This is a genomic window from Psychroserpens jangbogonensis (genome assembly GCF_000797465.1).
GTDB classification, from domain to species: domain Bacteria; phylum Bacteroidota; class Bacteroidia; order Flavobacteriales; family Flavobacteriaceae; genus Psychroserpens; species Psychroserpens jangbogonensis.
The window spans coordinates 81,005-100,334 of sequence record NZ_JSWG01000015.1 but is presented as its reverse complement, the minus strand read 5'-3'; the positions used below and the strand labels follow the sequence as shown (position 1 = coordinate 100,334).

At 32.8% G+C, this 19,330-nt stretch carries 16 protein-coding genes; 3 read left to right on the top strand and 13 right to left on the bottom strand.

The window, feature by feature from the left end:
* Nucleotides 1–246 precede the first annotated feature (246 nt).
* The 12 genes from RH81_RS14215 to RH81_RS14160 all read right to left on the bottom strand — a co-directional run bounded on the left by RH81_RS14215 (nt 247) and on the right by RH81_RS14160 (nt 11,231).
* On the bottom strand, nt 247–2,244 hold the full coding sequence (locus RH81_RS14215) for a TonB-dependent receptor plug domain-containing protein (protein WP_033961499.1): 1,998 nt from the start codon (nt 2,242–2,244) through the stop codon (nt 247–249).
* 117 nt (nt 2,245–2,361) lie between these two features.
* Nucleotides 2,362–3,225 (bottom strand): hypothetical protein, encoded by an 864-nt coding sequence (locus RH81_RS14210; RefSeq protein WP_033961497.1) that lies wholly within the window; start codon nt 3,223–3,225, stop codon nt 2,362–2,364.
* 103 nt (nt 3,226–3,328) lie between these two features.
* Nucleotides 3,329–3,721, bottom strand: a complete 393-nt coding sequence (locus RH81_RS14205; protein ID WP_033961495.1) for a hypothetical protein — start codon at nt 3,719–3,721, stop codon at nt 3,329–3,331.
* 47 nt (nt 3,722–3,768) lie between these two features.
* Nucleotides 3,769–4,221: a hypothetical protein gene (locus tag RH81_RS14200; RefSeq protein WP_152604843.1), complete on the bottom strand. Its 453-nt coding sequence runs from the start codon at nt 4,219–4,221 to the stop codon at nt 3,769–3,771.
* 21 nt (nt 4,222–4,242) lie between these two features.
* Nucleotides 4,243–5,025, bottom strand: coding sequence for an ABC transporter permease (locus tag RH81_RS14195; RefSeq protein ID WP_033961492.1), 783 nt, complete (start codon nt 5,023–5,025; stop codon nt 4,243–4,245).
* A complete protein-coding gene (locus RH81_RS14190) occupies nt 5,018–5,725 on the bottom strand; it encodes an ABC transporter ATP-binding protein (protein WP_033961489.1) in 708 nt (235 codons plus the stop codon). The genes RH81_RS14195 and RH81_RS14190 overlap by 8 nt, the downstream gene beginning before the upstream one ends.
* Nucleotides 5,719–6,954 carry a nitrous oxide reductase family maturation protein NosD gene (locus tag RH81_RS14185; RefSeq protein WP_033961486.1) on the bottom strand — a complete coding sequence of 412 codons (1,236 nt, stop codon included), beginning with the start codon at nt 6,952–6,954 and terminating at the stop codon, nt 5,719–5,721. Before RH81_RS14185 ends, RH81_RS14190 begins: the two co-directional genes overlap by 7 nt.
* Nucleotides 6,955–6,958: 4 nt before the next feature.
* A complete protein-coding gene (locus RH81_RS14180; protein WP_033961485.1) occupies nt 6,959–7,396 on the bottom strand; it encodes a nitrous oxide reductase accessory protein NosL in 438 nt (145 codons plus the stop codon).
* Nucleotides 7,397–7,427: 31 nt separating this feature from the next.
* Nucleotides 7,428–8,027 carry a hypothetical protein gene (locus RH81_RS14175; protein ID WP_033961484.1) on the bottom strand — a complete coding sequence of 200 codons (600 nt, stop codon included), beginning with the start codon at nt 8,025–8,027 and terminating at the stop codon, nt 7,428–7,430.
* Nucleotides 8,028–8,148: 121 nt separating this feature from the next.
* Entirely contained in the window at nt 8,149–10,119 is a 1,971-nt protein-coding gene (nosZ, locus tag RH81_RS14170) for a Sec-dependent nitrous-oxide reductase (protein WP_033961479.1), read from the bottom strand.
* Nucleotides 10,120–10,145: 26 nt separating this feature from the next.
* Complete coding sequence (locus tag RH81_RS14165) at nt 10,146–10,721, bottom strand: fasciclin domain-containing protein (protein ID WP_033961476.1); 576 nt, start codon at nt 10,719–10,721, stop codon at nt 10,146–10,148.
* A 6-nt stretch (nt 10,722–10,727) separates the two neighbouring features.
* Nucleotides 10,728–11,231 carry a c-type cytochrome gene (locus RH81_RS14160; RefSeq protein WP_033961475.1) on the bottom strand — a complete coding sequence of 168 codons (504 nt, stop codon included), beginning with the start codon at nt 11,229–11,231 and terminating at the stop codon, nt 10,728–10,730.
* A 212-nt stretch (nt 11,232–11,443) separates the two neighbouring features.
* Between RH81_RS14160 and RH81_RS14155 the strand changes: the two genes are divergently transcribed.
* Nucleotides 11,444–14,686, top strand: a complete 3,243-nt coding sequence (locus RH81_RS14155; RefSeq protein WP_033961472.1) for a WD40/YVTN/BNR-like repeat-containing protein — start codon at nt 11,444–11,446, stop codon at nt 14,684–14,686.
* Nucleotides 14,687–14,739: 53 nt separating this feature from the next.
* Here the strand turns inward: RH81_RS14155 and RH81_RS14150 are convergent, their stop codons facing one another.
* Complete coding sequence (locus RH81_RS14150; RefSeq protein WP_033961471.1) at nt 14,740–15,417, bottom strand: Crp/Fnr family transcriptional regulator; 678 nt, start codon at nt 15,415–15,417, stop codon at nt 14,740–14,742.
* 108 nt (nt 15,418–15,525) lie between these two features.
* Between RH81_RS14150 and RH81_RS14145 the strand changes: the two genes are divergently transcribed.
* Nucleotides 15,526–17,904, top strand: coding sequence for a heavy metal translocating P-type ATPase (locus RH81_RS14145; protein ID WP_033961470.1), 2,379 nt, complete (start codon nt 15,526–15,528; stop codon nt 17,902–17,904).
* Nucleotides 17,901–19,265 (top strand): oxygen-independent coproporphyrinogen III oxidase, encoded by a 1,365-nt coding sequence (gene hemN / locus RH81_RS14140; protein WP_033961468.1) that lies wholly within the window; start codon nt 17,901–17,903, stop codon nt 19,263–19,265. Before RH81_RS14145 ends, hemN begins: the two co-directional genes overlap by 4 nt.
* Nucleotides 19,266–19,330 lie beyond the last annotated feature (65 nt).

The window sequence follows — 19,330 nt, the reverse complement described above, 5'->3', positions numbered from 1 at the left end:
GTCCTATTATATTTTCAAAAATAGTATAATGACTTTTCTAAAAACATGACTTTTATCACACTTTCAAAAAAATAATACGCATAACAAAAAGGAAGAATTATTTGGATTAATAATCTTTCACCTTAGACTTAGAAAAAGTTCTTAACTATGGACAATATGCCAACCAACGAAAATTTATTTAGTGCATACTCTATAAATAAAATTTAGTCCATAATTAGTATAAGTTTATCATTACTCACTCCATTTTTACAGAATTAAAGATAGGTTCATATAAAAATTGCGCCCTTGTCTAGGAATATTATTCCAATCTGCAAATGTAGAATAGTTAGTATCTAAGATATTTTCTACTCCATATTTTAAAAAGAATTTAGTGTCCTTTGCATGGTATACATTTCCAAAATTAAGGTTTAACACACCATAAGAAGGTGTTTCATCTTCGCCATAATAACTACTATAACTACTTTGGTTTCCGTTACCTTCCAATTGAATTGCGGCATTAAATCGTTTAGCTTTATAATTTACTTCAGCTAAAAAAGTAAATGGTCTTATCAGTGGTAAATTTTCATCATTGCTACCTTGTCCATAATTATAACCAATAGTTCCATTAATTGAAAAGGAGTTTGATAATTCATAACTAGAGTTTAAATACACATCAAATATTGAGGCATTTGGTAAAGCTTCATAAATTCTAACACCATTAGCACCAATAGTCATAGACGTTAGAGTCTCATCGATCTCGCCAATAATATAATCCATAATATAAAAATAAGACGCCTCTACGCCAATATGAAATTTACCTTTATGATAATTAGCTCCAGCATTGACTTCGATAGCTTTTTCATTATCTAGTGTAGGATTTCCTATGTAGTCATAATTATCAAAACTATTAAATAAGAAAAAACCATAGCCTTCACTTACAGATGGAGCTCTCTCTCCATAACCCAACCCAAAAGACACATCGTAGTTAGTTGTTTTATAATTATAGTTTGAAGATATACTCGTTAGAAACCTACTTTTTGAATCTTCAATATCAGGATAAAATATTTGTAGGCTTTCTAAACCTACATCTTCAGCTATTCTATTATTATGATAACCTAAACGTAATGAACCTGAGAGTTGTTCATTTTCACTTAATACAAATATATCTTTTGCAAAAATCCCTGTATAAAACGTTCTAATATCAGGCCAGGTATACATAAACATTGCTGGTTGACTAGAATCATTTGGGTACATCGTCATTTCTGCTAACGATCGATTATAATATCCATTGACATTAAATAGTAAATTGTGTCTTTTAATCGTACTTGTCGCTTTAGAATAAAACCCATATGTATCGCTCCAACCTGGCATATCCATTCGAATTGGCACATCTGGACGATTAGAATCGTCCATAATATGCGTGATTGTGTTAAAATAAAGCTTCGTTTCTAAAGTATTTATAAAGGTAGAATCGCTTACATAATTATGGGTTACGGAAGTTATTAATGCTTCAGCTAAAGACACATCCATTGGCAAAGCAGGATAACCAACATCAGTCGCTTTATCATAAATGATATTCGCATCTATGGCGTGCTTTTCAGAAAGCTTAAAACCTGTTTGCATTGAGATGTTATACTTTTGAAATTGAGAATACAAAACCTCATCATTTCCTCCTGCGTCATAATTATCTGATTTTCTAAAAATACCATCAGTATTTATGTAAAAAGTATTTCCAGAATATTCCACATCTAAACCTCCAACTCTATAGTTTCCATTTGTCTCATAACCCAAATCGAAGTTCGTTTTAAATCCAGATTGATAAAACTTGCTTGAAGGCAGTTGTAAATCAATACCACCTCCTACGCAATGTCCGTTTTCGGTACCATTTTGCCCAGAACCAACACTTACTTTTTCAAGATTAGACACATCAACATAAGATGTAATTGGGTCCATTTTGTCTGTACATGCACCAAAAATTTGCATGCCATCAATAGTGATATTCAACCGTTCACTATTCATGTTATTTATTGTAGGTTCCCATGCATAATTACCACGTTTTATCATGGCTACTTTATTAGATTTTTCAAGATAATCATCAATACTAGACAAGGTCTTTTCTTGTCGATGATTACTTAATCTACGTTTACCGATAACGATAACTTCAGTTAACCTTGTTGTATCTTTTTCAACAACAGGTTCCTCTTTTTGAGCGAATATAAATCCACTAAAGAGTATACAAATACTATATATGGTGAGCTTTTTCATTAATACAATGTTTAGAAAATGAACTGTCTTTTGAGTGTGGTTAACCGTTTTGAATAAACCACACTCAAAATTGACAGAAAAAAAATGGAATAGCTTTATTTAGCTATTGGTAAGCATTTAGAATTCTAATTCTAAATACAGAGAACTTTGTGTGTTCTCATCGGTTACATTTTCTCCTTTAAGCACATCGTCATTGGTATTCATGAACTTCAAATTAAGAACCCAATAACCTGTCATAGTTAAAGATAAATCTGCATGATACATGTCATCTACCATACTATAATTCAAATCTGTATTATTAGGTGAGCTGTGATTGCCCATACCTGGCATTCTTGGATCTAATGCAATTGAATAATTTTCTACAACTGGAAATGTCATCATGTTTTCCATTTTGTGAACACCGACCATTAAATCATTGATTCCAATAATTGGATTATTTGGTTTGATAAGTGATATGATATAACGACTATCATCACTACCCATGAAACTAGTAACGTTTTGATTGTCATTTTGTCTCACAGTTATAGCATCACTTGCTGTATAATCTACACCATCAATAGTATAGTTGACTGTTAAAGACCAACCAGAACCATCTGTATTTGTCATTTGATATATAATATAACCTTCAAAAACTGTATTTTTTCCTGAAGCTTTTATAATTGCAGATCTTGGGGAAGAGTGTTGCATTGTTGGCATTTGCATCATTGGCATCCATGAGAATGAAGCATCTTCGATGTATGCGTCTGTTGCATTGTCTTTTAATCTTATACTAATTGCGTTATAGCCTGTATAAAAATCTCCTTCTTTATTAAATAATTCAACTGTATGGGTTGCATTAGTTAGGTCTAGAATCTTTGAAAGCCCTTCAACTTCGTTAGTGATTATAGGATCGTCATCATCGTCATCTGAAGAACAAGATGTTGTTAGTACTGATAAAAACAATATTGGTAATAGTATATATATAAATTTAATTGATTTCATAATGTTAGCTTTAATATTTAAAATAAGACTTAAAACCCCTTGCTCACTTGTTTATACAAGCAAGAACTAGAGTAAAATCGAACAGATTTTATAATTTAAAAAACTAACAGAAATTTGGTGGAGGTGTATCTATTTCGAGATACATTTTAATTATTTTTGGTGTATTCTTAATCAATTCATGTCGTCTTGATTGAGACTCTAAATCAGACGTATCAACTTGACTAATAGTTGAGATAAAAAAAGCATCTAAAATCAGTCTTTTGTTTTCTTGAAGTGGTGTTTCAGAGTTTGAATTGGTATTACTTTCAGATAATTCTTTACGCAATTGACATTTACCATTACATCCTTTTTGCTCCTCTTTTTGAATACATAAAGTTTTTGCAATGAACTCTTGATTAATCATGAAATCACCAACAATAGCAAGTGTATTTATATTATGGGCAAATAATATAAATACTAAAACAAATACTGTTATTTTATGAACTATCGCAGTCATCGTACCGCAAATCTAAGACTATGTTATTGTAAAAAATATGACTAATATCATACTTTAAAGAACTTAAAATAAGCTCCTATTAACAGTTCTAGATTATCAAGTGCAGATTGAGTTTTCTCAATATTTTTTTCCTCTCTTAAAACTGATATTTCATCAAGCATAGGAATTAACACCACATGCAATTGATCATGTGGTTCACCTTTCATACTGCAATGTTTAATGATATATCCCGTTTGCTTTGAAAGGGTCTTACCTAAGGTTTTATAATCGCTTAAATCTTCTGTTTTGAATGCTGAAATAATGGAATCCATTTTTGTAATGCCTTCATGTGTTTCTGCATTCGCAATCCACTTTTCAGTAGCATTCAATTTAAGTGATAAAGTATCCACAATTGAAATTGTTTCTACATCAGAACCCTGTTTAGAATTCACCTTTTTTGTTTCGCTTTTACAACCAATCATAAAAATTAGAAAACATCCAATTACAAAAACCTTTTTCATATTCAATTTTATTTATTAATTCTAAAAATCTTTCTTTCGTGATTTAAACACAATTCTCAACACAGGTAATACCACCCAAACCGTTAACATAACAAAAGATACAATAAGACCAAAACTAGTTCCGAAGAATTGCTTAAAGATAGCACCTGTATATCCTAATAATGCCGAAATATCTAATTTTAAAAGAATAAGTGTTCGTGATAAATCTATAGGATTCAACATGGTACCAACTAACGATAATTTGTCAAGAGGGTAATCTTCAAACATAATTAAGGTCATTAAAAATAAGCCATCGTAAATAATTGCTAAAAACAACCATAATAAGATTGCATAGCCAAAGCCTTTAATTCTATTCTCATTTGACAACGCAATATTAAATGCTAAAGCCGTGAAAATTAAGGTTAGAAATGTACCTGTTATTAGCAGTAATGAAAAATCCCAAATAGCACTACTTTCAAACAAACCATAGAATACAAAAGGGATTCCTAGTCCGAGAACTAAACTAATTGAGAGTGACAAAGCAACACCTAAATACTGTCCAAGAAATATTGAAGACCGTTTTAAAGGTTGTGCTAAAAGAAGTTCGGTAAACTCCTTAGAATTGTAATAATACATGACTCCAAAAATGGTTCCTATTAAAGGAACCAAAACAATAATCACATTCATTAACGTGATGACAGCTTTTGATAAATCGTTATTCAAAAACAATAGAACAAGTCCTAATAGTAAATAGAATGCAAAATAGACGTAACTCCAACGACTACGCATTAAATCAAAAAAACTATATTTTAATATTTTAAGCATGGTTATCGGTTAATATAGACGCAATAGCATGTTCAAAATCTGGCTGATTGGTCTTGGTTTTTAATTCTGAAATTGAACCTCTGAAGTAAATCTTGCCTTCTAGTAAGAAGACGATTTCATCTGAAACTTCTTCCACAAAACTCATAATATGAGATGTGATTAAAATGGTCTTTCCTTTAGCTTTTTCTGCTTGAATCAAATCTTTCAAACGAATTAAGGAAATTGGATCTAATCCAGTTGTTGGTTCATCTAAAATAATAAGTGGACTATCGAACATAAACGTCAAAACGATATTCACTTTTTGTTTGGTTCCTCCTGAGAGGTTTCCTAATTTTTTATCTAAAAAAGGCTCTAATTTAAATAGTTCAATTAACCGTTGATCTTCATTGGTATTTTTACGTAGGTCTTTGATCATTTTAATCAACTCCTTAACTTTTAGGTTGCTTGGAAAATTGGCGATTTGTGGTAAATAGTCAATTTTGTGTCGATAGTTTGAATTTTTCTTTATGTTTTCTCCCAAGACATTAATCACTCCTTTGTTAGGAATAACCATACCAAGAATAGACTTAATTAATGTTGTTTTACCCGAACCGTTTGGCCCAAGTACTGCGAAAATGCCACCTTCATTAATCGTTAAATCTAAACCACTTAATACTTGGTTCTTTCCAAATTTTTTATGTAAATTTTCAATATTTACCATGTTACTTTCTTTGTTAGTGGGTGATTATCCAAGAGGTCATCTGGTGTAAAAACAGGTGACACTTTTTCAGAAAAATCAATAATATCTATAAACATACTTCGTAATAAAATGATAGTTTCTGGTGTACGATTTACAATATAAGAAAACAGTTTTACAGGTCTGTAAGGAATATCTCCTACTCCGTCTTTATCTAAGTCGTAGCCAGTATAATTGCTCCAATAGTTTCCATCAAACACGTTATCATTAACCTTACTATTGTAAGCAATATCAAATGAGTTATACAGAAAATTATTTTCGACAAATTGGTTGGTATAACATGCGCCACGTACTTTTATAGCCCAACCGTTATTTTTGAAATTGTTGTTTTTATATATGATTCGGTTAGACCCTTCAATATTAATCCCAATTGTGTTTTCTTCAAAAGTATTACCAATAATTTCGGCATCATTTATTTCTTTCAAGAGTAATCCATAAGAAGCTGTTCCCCAGTTTTCTTTAAATATGTTGTTTAACATTTTAATTTTCTTAGAAAACATCACAGCTACTCCTGCTCCATTGTTTTCAAATGTATTGTCTTGATAGATATCATCATTAGAGAACATAAAGTGTAAACCATACCTTAGGTTTAAAGCACTCACATTATTTTTTATTAGACAATCGTCTGAAAACTCTAAATATATACCATCCCGAACATGCTCCACATAGTTATGCTCAATTTCGATATGGTGACTATACCAGAGTTGTATTCCATTTCCGGAGTTATACTCCTCAATGGCATCACCAATAATCTTATTATGAAATACTTTTCCGTAGCTAGACTTCTCGATATATATTCCGAAAAACAGCTTTTCTAGTACTAAATTTTTGATCTCAAAATGTTTGCTTCTTCTAACACGAATAGCTGCATAATCTTCTGTATAACTTGTACCTACATTGATTATAAACAAACCATCAACGGTTACATTATCTGATATAACAGTAATGATCTCTCCTTTTAATTCACCATCAATAACTGGGTAGTCCTCACCAATAATAGTCAAGGGCTTGTTCACTAAAATATCATGCTCCTTATAAGTGCCTTTTTTCACCATAATAGTGTCAAAGTCTTTTGCTTGATTTATAGCATCTTGAATTGTTGAAATAGGACAACTTTTACAAACTTCTAGTTGAAGTGCATAAGAAGAATTGGTCATAAAAATGACGGACAAAAAAATGAATACAGTTTTCATGAAACTAGTCTTTAAAATGTGCTAGTAATTCATCCCAATTATATAATGTTCCTCCCTTTGCTGATTGCATTTTTTCTGCATCAGCTTTATCCTTAAAAGCTGATAAAAATGCTCCCATTGGACTAGGAATATTTTCACTTATTAAGAACGTAGCTTTTGTTGCATCAATAAGACTTTCAGGTGTTGTGTAGTTATTTGTTAAATACAATGCTATATCTGTAGTGTCAAACTCCTCCATAAAATTGATCATACATTCCGTAGCATCAAACTTATAGACTTTTCCTTTTTGAGTTACAATTTCTGCAGCATGAATTTTATCTACGATGGTCATTTTACAGAAATGACAACCATCGCTGCCATAATCTATGGGCTTTGGTGATACATTGCAGCTCAAAATGAGCAATAGCAATGCTATGCTAGAATAGCGTTTTAGTGTTTGCATGATTTTAGTGTTTTAGTGTTTTGATTTTTGCCTACATAGTCAAAGATTTTTTATGTCTCTTTTTTCCAACAAGATAGGCAATAAATGAAATCCCTATACCAAGAGTTAAGAATAAAGCACCTAGTTGCGGATAAGAGTGTGCTTTAAAATTCAAAATATCTCTACTTCCAAAAAGAGGTGGCTGAAATCCCATTTGGGTACCATCTGGATTGGTGAATTTCATAATAGCTTTAGGATCGAGGTTATGACCATAGTCATGTTCCCACAAATAAAAGTCATACATTCCTGCAGCACTCATTGCAATCATTAATATAAACCAACCTAAAAACCATTTGTAATTACCTTTAAATGCAATAAGTAGACCTATAACACATGTGATAATAATTCCCATAGGGAAAATCTTAAACTCAGGAATCGCATCTGGAATATACTTCATGCCTACATAATGATTCATCAAGTTTATGTTTTTGATGTCATGCGGATTGGCATCTGAAAAGTCATTGATATGAATATACATACCTAAAGGTGTAGGATATTGCGGTGCTTCTAAAGTAATTTTCCAAAGTGGAAACAGAAATAATCCTAAAGGTAAAATCGCTGCGAGTAGCATGATGATATTTGACTTTTTCATCGTAAAAAGATTTAGTAGTTTTATTAGTGTTTTAAAAAATAAAGGCGAGAGCAAAAGTTAACTCTCGCCTTTGATATAGGGAAATAAACACTAAAACAAAATCTCCCTAATTCTAAATAATTTATTCAATATCTTCTCCTAGTGACCATTTTATTGGTGTATCTGCATCTGCTGCTGATACTCTAATATAGCCTTGCATTTCTTGGTGAAGTGCAGAACAGAAATCAGTACAATAGAATGGCCAAACACCTACTTTAGTCGGTTCCCAAACTGAACTTTTAGTTTGTCCTGGCATAACTAATAGTTCAGATGTATTTTGTCCTAGAACTGCAAATCCATGTGGTACATCAAAATCTTGCTCTAAGTTAGTGACGTGGAAATAAACTTTATCACCCACTTTAACACCTTCAATATTATCTGGTGAGAAGTGACTTCTAATAGTCGTCATATAAATATGGACTTCGTTTCCTTTTCTCACAACTTTAGTATCTGCATCAGATAAAGCAGCGTATGGGTGCTTGTTATCTTCTAAGTTATATATTTTCTGAGAACGTTCTTTTATTAAACCTGCTTCCATTGCAGCTGCATAATGAGGTTCTCCGTGTGTTGGAAAATCCAAAAGCAACTCCATTTTTTCTCCAGAAATATCATACAATTGTGCAGAGTGTTCCATTTCTGGACCAGTTGGCAAGTATCTGTCTTTAGTGATTTTATTCATCGCGAACATGTATTTACCTTGTGGTTTTCCAGAGTTCCCTCCAGGAATAGTTAAGTGACCAACAGAGTAATACGTAGGTTGTCTATCAATAACTTCCCAAGTACCTAATTTCCATTTCACAACTTCCGAAGAAATAAAGAATGTAGTATAAGCATTCCCTTTACCATCAAACTCGGTATGTAAAGGACCTAAACCTGGTTGCTCAACAGAACCTGCTAGTACATCTTCAAATTTTAAAATTGGAATACCATAAGCTTCACCATCAAATTTCTCACCTTCAATTGCAGCTAGCATTTTTGTAAATGAGTGCACAGTTAAATTAGCAGAAAGTTTACCATTACCAACAATGTATTCACCTGAAGGATCGACATCGCAACCGTGAGGTGATTTTGGTGTTGGTAAAAAATATACAGCTCCAGGAACATCTATTGGATTAACTACACGAACTTCTTTTATCATTGTAGAAGTCGCAGTATGCGTATGCTCATCATAAACATTGTGTGCATAATCTGCTGGCATCATTGTACCACCACCATTATTTACATACTCTTCAATTTTTTTCCAGTTTACAGCTGCAATAAAATCTTTATCATTTTGAGATGCATTAACCTCTAATAAAGTACTTGCTTCTTCTGTATTATAAGTAGTAAAAAAGAACCAACCATGAGATTTTCCACGTCCAGGGTGAGATAAATCATAGTTAAAACCTGGCATTAATACTTGGAATTTTATATCCATATTACCAGTTTCAGGAGCTACACTAATAAAAGATAAAGCACCTTGAAAGTTTCCTTTATAATCCTTAATTGGCATATCACGTTGTGGAATTGGCACTGAAAAACGTGTACCCGCAACAACATACTCTGTATTTTCTGTTACAAATGAAGAACTATGATTACCTGCACTATTAGGTACTTCAATAATCTCTGTAGTTTCAAATGTTTTAAGATCAATTTTTGCAATTCTTGGTGTGTTATTTTCATTTATAAAAATAAAACGTCCATCTATTTCTCCAGCAGTTTGTGAAATGTCTGGATGGTGAGAATCTCCCCAAGGAATGAAACCATGAGACGTATTTAGCATTGGTTTTGTTTCTTCAGAATACCCATAACCAGAAGTTGCAAATTGGGAAAACACAGGGATTTCCTTAAACATACGACCTGATGGTAAACCATAAACGGTTAGATTACCACTATATCCTCCTGATATGAATGCATAATGCGAATCATGTTCTCCAGGAGCAACATATACTTTTTCCGCTACATTACTTGCTAAAGCACCAGATTTGCTATCTGATGATTTTGTGTTATTACAACTTGTAAAAGCTGCAAAAACAAATACAAGGGCAAAAGTTAATTTTAATAAATTTTTCATGTTTTCTTTTAAATTTAATTAGTGTTTTATTCTTCAGTTGGTGGTAACAACACCTTATCTATGATATGAACAATACCGTTACCAGCTTTTACGCTTCCTAGTATTTTTGCTCCTCCTATCATAGGTTCTCCATCTACAACTTCAACTTTTACATATTGGTTGTTTGCTTGACCTAACTTTTTAAATTTCTTCAAAAAGTCTTTTGAATAATTCCCTGGTGTTACATGATACTTCAAAATATTGGCTAAAGCATCTTTGTTCTCAGGTTTTAATAAAGATTCAACAGTTCCTTCTGGCAATGCCGCAAATGCTTCATTTGTTGGTGCAAAAACCATTAATGGTCCAGCGTTTACTAAAGCGTTTTCTAATTGTGCAGCCTGAACAGCAGCGACTAAAGTAGTATGGTCTTTAGAACCAATAGCTATACTTAAAACCGTTGTACTTCCATCATCTTTAATAAAAGCTTGACCTGTTCTTTTTGTCGATTCTGCTTCAACTTTAGTTTCTGTAGTTGTTGCTGTTGCGTCTTTGTCTGTTTCTTTACATGAGTAAACTAAAGCTACAAATGAAAAAACAAAAAATAGTTGTTTGGTTAGTTTCATAATTATTTATTTAAGTGTTCTGAAGTATTCTAAAACTGCTCTAGCATCTTCTTCAGAAAGGTTTTGATTTGCCATTGGAGCACCATTGAATTCCATTAATAATTCTTTAGCTAATGGATCTACTTTTACCATTTCCTCAGGATTTAAAATCATGTTCATTATCCATTCTGGAGAACGACGTTTCATAATTCCTGTTGGAGCTGGTCCAATAAATTTTTTGTCTGTTCTATGGCAAGCTGTACACATTTTTTTATATACATCTGCTCCGTGAGTTACCATTTCCTGGTCAATTTCCGCTCCTAAAGTCACAGATTTAATTGGACCTACACCTTTTGTAGCTAAGTCAATTCTTTTTGAAGCAGTAACTGCTGCTTCTTTAGGCGTCTCTACTTTTGTAGGAACTTCTTTTTTACCGTAAGAAATAGGTTCTTTTTTCTTTTCTTCTTTGCCTCCACAACTTAATAGTAGGGTTACAAATAATACAGTCATGAGTTTTAGTGTTGTCTTCATATTGTTTTAATTTATACTGCAAAAATAGTTGCCTTTCACAGTAATAAATATGATAAATATCATATTTGGGATAAAATCGTCTTATTTAAAAATGTATTTTCATTTTAGTTCATTTTTTTGTTAAAAATGTTCAAGGAATTACATGTAAAACTACATCCCAATAACTTTTGCTTATCTTTATCCAACTTAAAAAAAACGCTAACTTTTTACACATGAAAAAAATACTTTACCTCCTGATGCTCTTTGCATCTTTTTCTCTTTTCGCTCAAGAATTATCAATGGATTTGGTCAAAAACATGAAACCACGTAATATTGGACCAGGAGGTATGTCTGGTCGTGTGACAAGCATTGATGTAGTTCATAATAACACTGACATTATGTACGTAGGTACAGCTTCTGGAGGTTTATGGAAATCTACATCTGGAGGTATTAAATGGGATCCTATTTTTGAAGAAGAAGCAACGAGTTCTATTGGTGCTGTTGCCGTACAACAATCAAATCCTAGTGTGATTTGGGTTGGAACTGGCGAAGGTAATCCTAGAAATAGTTTAAATGGTGGTTATGGTATTTATAAATCACTTGATGCAGGTAAAACTTGGGACTTGATGGGCTTAGAAAAAACACGTCATATTCATCGTGTAATTATTGATCCTACAAATCCTGATATTGTTTATGCTGCTGCCATTGGTTCTCCTTGGGGAGAACATCCTGAACGCGGTATTTTTAAAACAACTGATGGTGGTATTACTTGGGTGAAAATTCTATTTGCTAATAATAAAACAGGAGCTGCAGACTTAGTTATGGATCCATCAAATCCAAACAAATTAATTGCTGCACTTTGGGAACATAAACGAGATCCTTGGTTTTTTAATTCTGGTGGTGAAGGTTCTGGATTACATATTACTCATGATGGTGGTAATACATGGAGAAAGGTAACAGATCAAGACGGTTTCCCTAAAGGTAATTTGGGTCGCATTGGTGTTGCTATTGCTGCTAACAAACCAAATATTGTTTATGCTCTTGTTGAGGCTAAAAAGAATGCGCTATACAAGAGTGAAGATGGTGGTGTAAACTGGAAAAAAGTAAATGATAAATCTAGTGGACGAGGTGGTGAAGGTATAGGAAATAGACCGTTTTATTACGCTGAAATCTATGTAGATCCTCAAAATGAAAATCGTGTCTATTCAGTTTTTACATATATAAATGTATCTGAAGATGGAGGAAAAAGCTTTAACCAGTTAATGCCAGCTTATGGTGTAAGCAATGGCGTTCATCCAGATCATCATGCTTGGTGGATTCATCCTACTAATGGTGATTTTATGATTGATGGTAATGATGGTGGAATGAATATCACTAAAGATGGCGGAAAAAATTGGCGTTTTATTGGAAACTTGCCTGTAGCACAATTCTACCATATTAATGTAGATAATGAAATTCCATATAATGTATATGGTGGCATGCAAGATAATGGATCTTGGAGAGGTCCTGCATATGCATGGCGAGTTCAAGGTATTAGAAATAGTTATTGGCAGGAGATTAGCTTTGGTGATGGTTTTGATGTGGTTCCAGATAAAGACGATTCTCGTTTTGGCTGGTCTATGAGTCAGCAAGGTTATGTTAGTAGATACGATTGGCAAACTGGGAATAATTTCACGGTTAAACCTACGCATTCAGATCCAGAAGTAGAGCTGCGTTTTAATTGGAATTCTGCTATTAATATTGATCCATTTGATAATAGCACACTGTACTTCGGAAGTCAATTTGTTCATAAATCAACTGATAAAGGACAAACATGGACGGTTATTTCGGAAGATCTAACGACTAATGATCCTGAAAAGCTAAAACAAAACGAAAGCGGCGGATTAACAATGGATGCTACAGGAGCTGAAAACCATTGTTCAATTTTGGTTATTGAACCTTCTACCCTAGAACAAAATATGTTCTGGGTTGGTACTGATGATGGACAAGTACATTATACGCAAAATGGTGGACAAACCTATACAGACGTTACTAAAAATATTAAGGGTTTACCTGCTGGAAGTTGGATTCCGCAAATAAAGGCTTCTAATAAAAATAAAGGTGAAGCACTTTTAATCGCTAATGATTACCGTCGATTTAATTTTACACCTTATGTATATAGAACAAAAGATTATGGTAAAACATGGCAACGTATTGCTGATGGGAATGATGTAGAAAGCTATGCCTTATCAATTGTTGAAGATCCAGTAGAGAAAAACTTAGTGTTCTTAGGCACAGATGATGGATTATATGTTTCAATTGATGCAGGAAACACCTGGACAAAATGGACCCAAGGATTTCCAACTGTATCTGTCAAAGATTTAGTGATTCATCCTAGGGAACATGATTTAATTATAGGAACATTTGGTCGTGCTGCTTGGGTTTTAGATGATATTCGCCCGCTTAGAGCTCTAGCTAAAAACAAACAAATTGTAAATCAGAAATTAGAATTATTTGCACCACCAACAGCATACCAAGCTGCTTACCAACAACCGACTGGAAGTCGTTTTGGAGCTGATGGTATGTATCATGGTGAGAATAGAGGTTCTGGAGCCATCTTTTCATATTTTGTACAAATAGATGAAACTAAAAAAGACGAAACCACCGAAAATGATAATGAAGAAGACATTGACGAAGATGAAGCTGAAAATGAAAATGAAAAAGATGAAACAAAAGTAAAGTGGGACTCGTTAACCATGAAAATTTATGATGGAGAACGATTAATTCGTACGCTCAAGCAAAAAGCTCCTGACTCAACAGGTATTCATAAATGGTCTTGGTTTATGGATGAAGCTGGAGTTTCTGGACCATCACGAAAAATTAGAAAACAAAACAGAGAACCAAGTGGAGTTATTGTAAAACCTGGAGCTTATAAAGCTGTATTGCATTTTGGTGATCAATCCTCTGAAGAAACTATTACTGTTGAGTCTGATCCTCGATTAGATGTTTCAATGACTAATACCAATGAAGTGTATGCTGCTTCAAAAAGACTTGAAAAAATGCAGGAGACAGTAGCAAATGCTGTTAAACAACTCGTTGAAAGCAAACAAATTGCTAATACATTTAAAGGAGACTTAAGCAAATTAGATAAGGATCAATACAAAGACGATATTAAAGCTTCTAAAAACTTAATTAAAGACATTGATGTACTCATCGACTTATTTTTAGGAAAAGAAGATAAACGTCAGGGAATTACGAATACGTCAGTTGTTACAGTAACAGATCGATTAGGCATGGCAAGCTGGTATGTTGGTTCTAGACAAAATGGATTAACAAGTACCGAAGACACATTGATAAAACAGGCTGAAGATGCTGTAAAAGATGCGCTTGAAAAAACAAATATGTTTTTTCAGGACTCTTGGAAATCATATCAAACTAAAATGGAAGCATTAGAAACTAATCCGTTTAAAGAGGTCAGTACATTTAAATTAGATTAATCAATACAACAGAATTTAAACTAAAAAAAGCTCTAAAATATTAGAGTTTTTTTTTATTCGATACGTCTTAATCCTTCAATATTTTCTAACTTTATCCTTTTGCCTTTAGTAGAAATTAAACTTTCCTTTTTAAATTGTGAAAGTATCCTAATAGCAGATTCTGTAGCAGTTCCAACAACATTAGCATAGTCTTCTCTTGACAAAACCACACTTAAATAACCATCATCATCAACTCCAAAACTATTATGTATATATATTAATATATCAGCTAATCGTTCTCTAACTGATTTCTGAGCCATATTAACAATAATGTCTTCAGAATCCTTTAGATCTTTAGCCATGTTCCTTAAAACTTCCATTGTGAATTTAGGATTGTTTTGAAGGTCTCCCATGATTTCTCTCTTAGGAATAAAACAAACTTCCATATCATTAAGTGCAACTGCGCTTAAATTTGCCGATTCATCTCCAACCAATGAACGTTGCCCTAATAAGTCACCCTTGACAACCAATTTTACAATTTGGTCCTTGCCATTAGCACTTAGCTTTGATAATTTGCAAATACCATCTTTTACACAATAGACACCATTAATGGTTTCTCCTTCCTCAAAAATAACTTCGCCTTTTTTTACAAATCTAGATGTTTTACATCCAGAAATTCGAAGCAATTCCTCTTTCGTCAGAGCTTTTAATGAATTAAATTCTCTTACGATGCACTGTTCACATCTACTCATACCTAATAAAATCTATATCTTCAAAAATACTAAAAACATGACAAAAATCATAGTTTAAATCACACTCTTTGTTAACCTTTGCAATCAGGTATAAATGAGCAAATAATTATGGAGCAAACAACTTGTTTCCACTGTGGTGATAATTGTAATACAACAATAATCTCCTACAACGACAAAAACTTCTGTTGTAATGGCTGTAAAACCGTTTATGAGATTTTCTCTGAAAACGATTTAACATGCTACTACGATCTGCAATCTTCTCCTGGAGCAATCCCAAAAGAAATTGAAGGTAAATACGATTTTCTTTCAAAAGACAACATTGTTGATAAATTAACAGAATTCAATGATGGTAAAACACAAATTGCAACATTATTTATTCCTCATATTCATTGTAGTTCTTGTATCTGGATATTAGAAAACCTCAATAAATTAAATCCATTTATCACGTCATCACAAGTCAATTTCGGAAAGAAAACTGTGCGTGTTACTTACAAATCTGAAACCTGTTCGCTTAAAGATGTTGTACTCTTATTAAATTCTATAGGCTACGAACCATACATTTCTTTAGACGATTTTAAAACAGGAACGCAAAACGTTAATCGCAGTCTTATTTATAAAGTAGGTATAGCTGGTTTTGCTTTTGGAAATGTGATGTTTTTATCATTTCCAGAATACTTTCAAGTCGATGGTTTTTGGATTGAAAAATACAAACCTTTATTTCGTTGGCTAATGTTTGCCTTTTCATTACCAGTTGTATTCTACGCTGGACGGGATTATTTCGTTTCTGCATACAAAGGTTTAAGTTCTAAATTATTAAATATTGATGTTCCAATAGCCTTAGGTATTGCCGTCTTATTTATTAGAAGTACTGTTGAAATTGCATTCGACTTAGGTTCTGGCTTTTTTGATAGTCTAACAGGTTTGGTTTTCTTTTTATTACTCGGAAAGTTCTTCCAACAAAAAACATATACATTTTTATCTTTTGAACGGGATTATAAATCATACTTCCCAATTGCTATTACCAAAATAAACAAGCAAGGTGACGAAACACCAATTCAGGTCTATGATATTGAAAAAGGAGACCGTTTGCTTATTAGAAATGAAGAATTAATTCCGGTAGACGGCATCCTTATTAATGGAAAAGCAAAAATCGATTATAGCTTTGTTACTGGAGAATCTGAAGCACTTAGGAAACAATCTGGAGATAAATTATTTGCTGGTGGAAAACAAACATCTGGTGTTATTGAAATGGAAGCGATCAAATCGGTTGAGCAAAGTTACCTGACTCAATTATGGAGTAATGATGTCTTCAGTACAAATAAAGAAGATGGTTTCACAACCTTGACCAATACCATAAGTAAACGTTTTACAATCATCGTCTTAAGTATTGCATTTATCGCAACAACATTTTGGTTATTTACTGACCCTTCTAAAGCAATGAATGTATTTACGGCAGTTCTTATAATTGCTTGTCCTTGTGCTATTGCTTTATCTGCTCCATTTACGTTTGGTAATTTGTTGCGCATCTTCGGAAAGTTAAAATTCTATGTAAAAAATGCTTCGGTAATTGAGCAATTAGCAGCGATTAATACAATTATTTTTGATAAAACCGGAACCATAACTTCTAATAAAAGAAGTACTGCCAATTATGATGGAATTGCCTTAAAGCCTTCCGAAGAGTTACTATTAAAGAACACGCTTCGAGGCTCAAATCATCCTTTAAGCAGAACATTATATGACATTTTAGATGAGCATAATATTATTACTTTAAATAATTTTGAAGAACATTTGGGTAAAGGCATTGAGGCTTCTCATAATAACGACCACATTAAAATTGGTTCGGCAAGTTTTGTTGGTTCCGAAGAACTGTCTGTACTAAATACGGCAGTACATATTAGCACAAACAATCAATACAAAGGAAAGTATACGTTTTATAATAGCTATAGGAAAGGATTATCTAAATTATTCAATAGTCTAAAAAAGCAATTTGACTTGGTGATACTTTCAGGAGATAATGAAGGTGAATTTGATAATCTTAAGAAGTTACTCCCTTCAAAAACAAAATTAATCTTTAATCAAAAACCAGACGACAAGCTAGAATACATTAAATATCATCAAACTGAAGGTGCCAAAGTACTTATGATTGGCGACGGACTTAATGATGCTGGTGCACTTGCACAAAGCAATGTTGGCATAGCCATATCTGAAAATGTTAACGTCTTCTCTCCTGCTTGTGATGCCATTTTAGATGCTTCTAAATTTAATCAATTATACAGTTTTATTAAAGCTTCAAAAAGCGCAATTACAATTATAAAATGGAGTTTCGTTTTATCATTTATATATAATATCATCGGACTTTATTTTGCTGTTACTGGGCAGTTAGCTCCTGTCATTGCAGCAATACTAATGCCATTAAGTTCAATAAGCATAGTCATATTTACAACAATCGCAACAAATATTGTTGGAAGAAAATTATCAAAATCATGAAGACATCGTTAATTCAAAAATATAATATTCCAGGTCCAAGGTATACGAGTTATCCAACAGTTCCATTTTGGGACGAAGTTCAATTCACCAAAGACAAATGGCTAAAGACTTTTAAAACGTCTTTTGAAGAAAGTAATAGCGAACAAGGCATAAGTTTATATATTCATCTTCCTTTTTGTGAAAGTTTATGTACGTTTTGTGCGTGTCATAAGCATATTACCAAACGACATTCTATGGAAGAAAGCTACATCGAAACCGTTTTAAAAGAATGGAGTTTATATGTAGATTTAATGTCTTCTCGACCGATTATAAAAGAAATTCATTTAGGTGGAGGAACACCAACATTCTTCTCAAGTGAAAACTTAGGAAATCTGATTAATGGGTTATTAGAGCCTTCAGAATTGCATAGTGACTATGAATTTAGTTTTGAAGGTCACCCAAACAATACAACAAAAGAACAACTTCAAACGCTCAATGACTTAGGATTTACACGTGTCAGTTTTGGAATTCAAGATTATGACGCCACAGTTCAGAAAGCGATACATCGTGTTCAATCCTTTGAACAAGTTAAAAAAGTAACCGAATGGTCTAGAGCTATAGGCTATACGTCTATAAGTCATGATTTAATTTTTGGATTACCATTTCAAAATATAGAAACCATGACAGAAAGCATTAACAAAACAAAACGCTTACGACCTGATCGTATTTCGTTTTATAGCTATGCACATGTGCCTTGGGTTAAAGGTGTTGGTCAACGTGGTTTCAATGAAGATAATTTGCCTAAAGGAGATGAAAAACGAGCGTTGTATGAAACTGGCAAGCAACTCCTAACCGATTTAGGTTATGAAGAAATTGGAATGGATCATTTTGCTTTAAAAAGCGATCACTTATATAAAGCGACTATCAATAAAACATTACATCGTAATTTCATGGGTTATACCGCGAATACGACACAAGTTATGATTGGTTTAGGAATGTCTTCTATTAGTGATAGTTGGTATGGGTTTGCGCAAAACGTCAAAACCGTAAAAGACTATGAGCGCATTGTAAATTCAGGAGAAATCCCTATATTCCGTGGACATATTTTAACTGATGAAGATTTAGTAATTAGACAGCATATTCTAAATATTATGTGTCAGTTAGAAACATCATGGTCTGATCAAAATTTAAAATTTCCAAAAATTGAGATGGTTTTAGAGTCCTTAAAAGAGGCTCAAAAAGACGGATTAATTCTTGTTGAAAAGGACTCCTTAAAAGTTCCTGAAGAGGCTAAACCATTTATTAGAAATATATGCATGGGATTTGATTTAAGACTTCATGAAAGTCGACCAGAAACCCAAGTGTTTTCTATGACAATATAATTTTTTTAAATATGACATTTGTCATATTATATAAGTGCAAACCAATGTAATTTTGAATTATAACT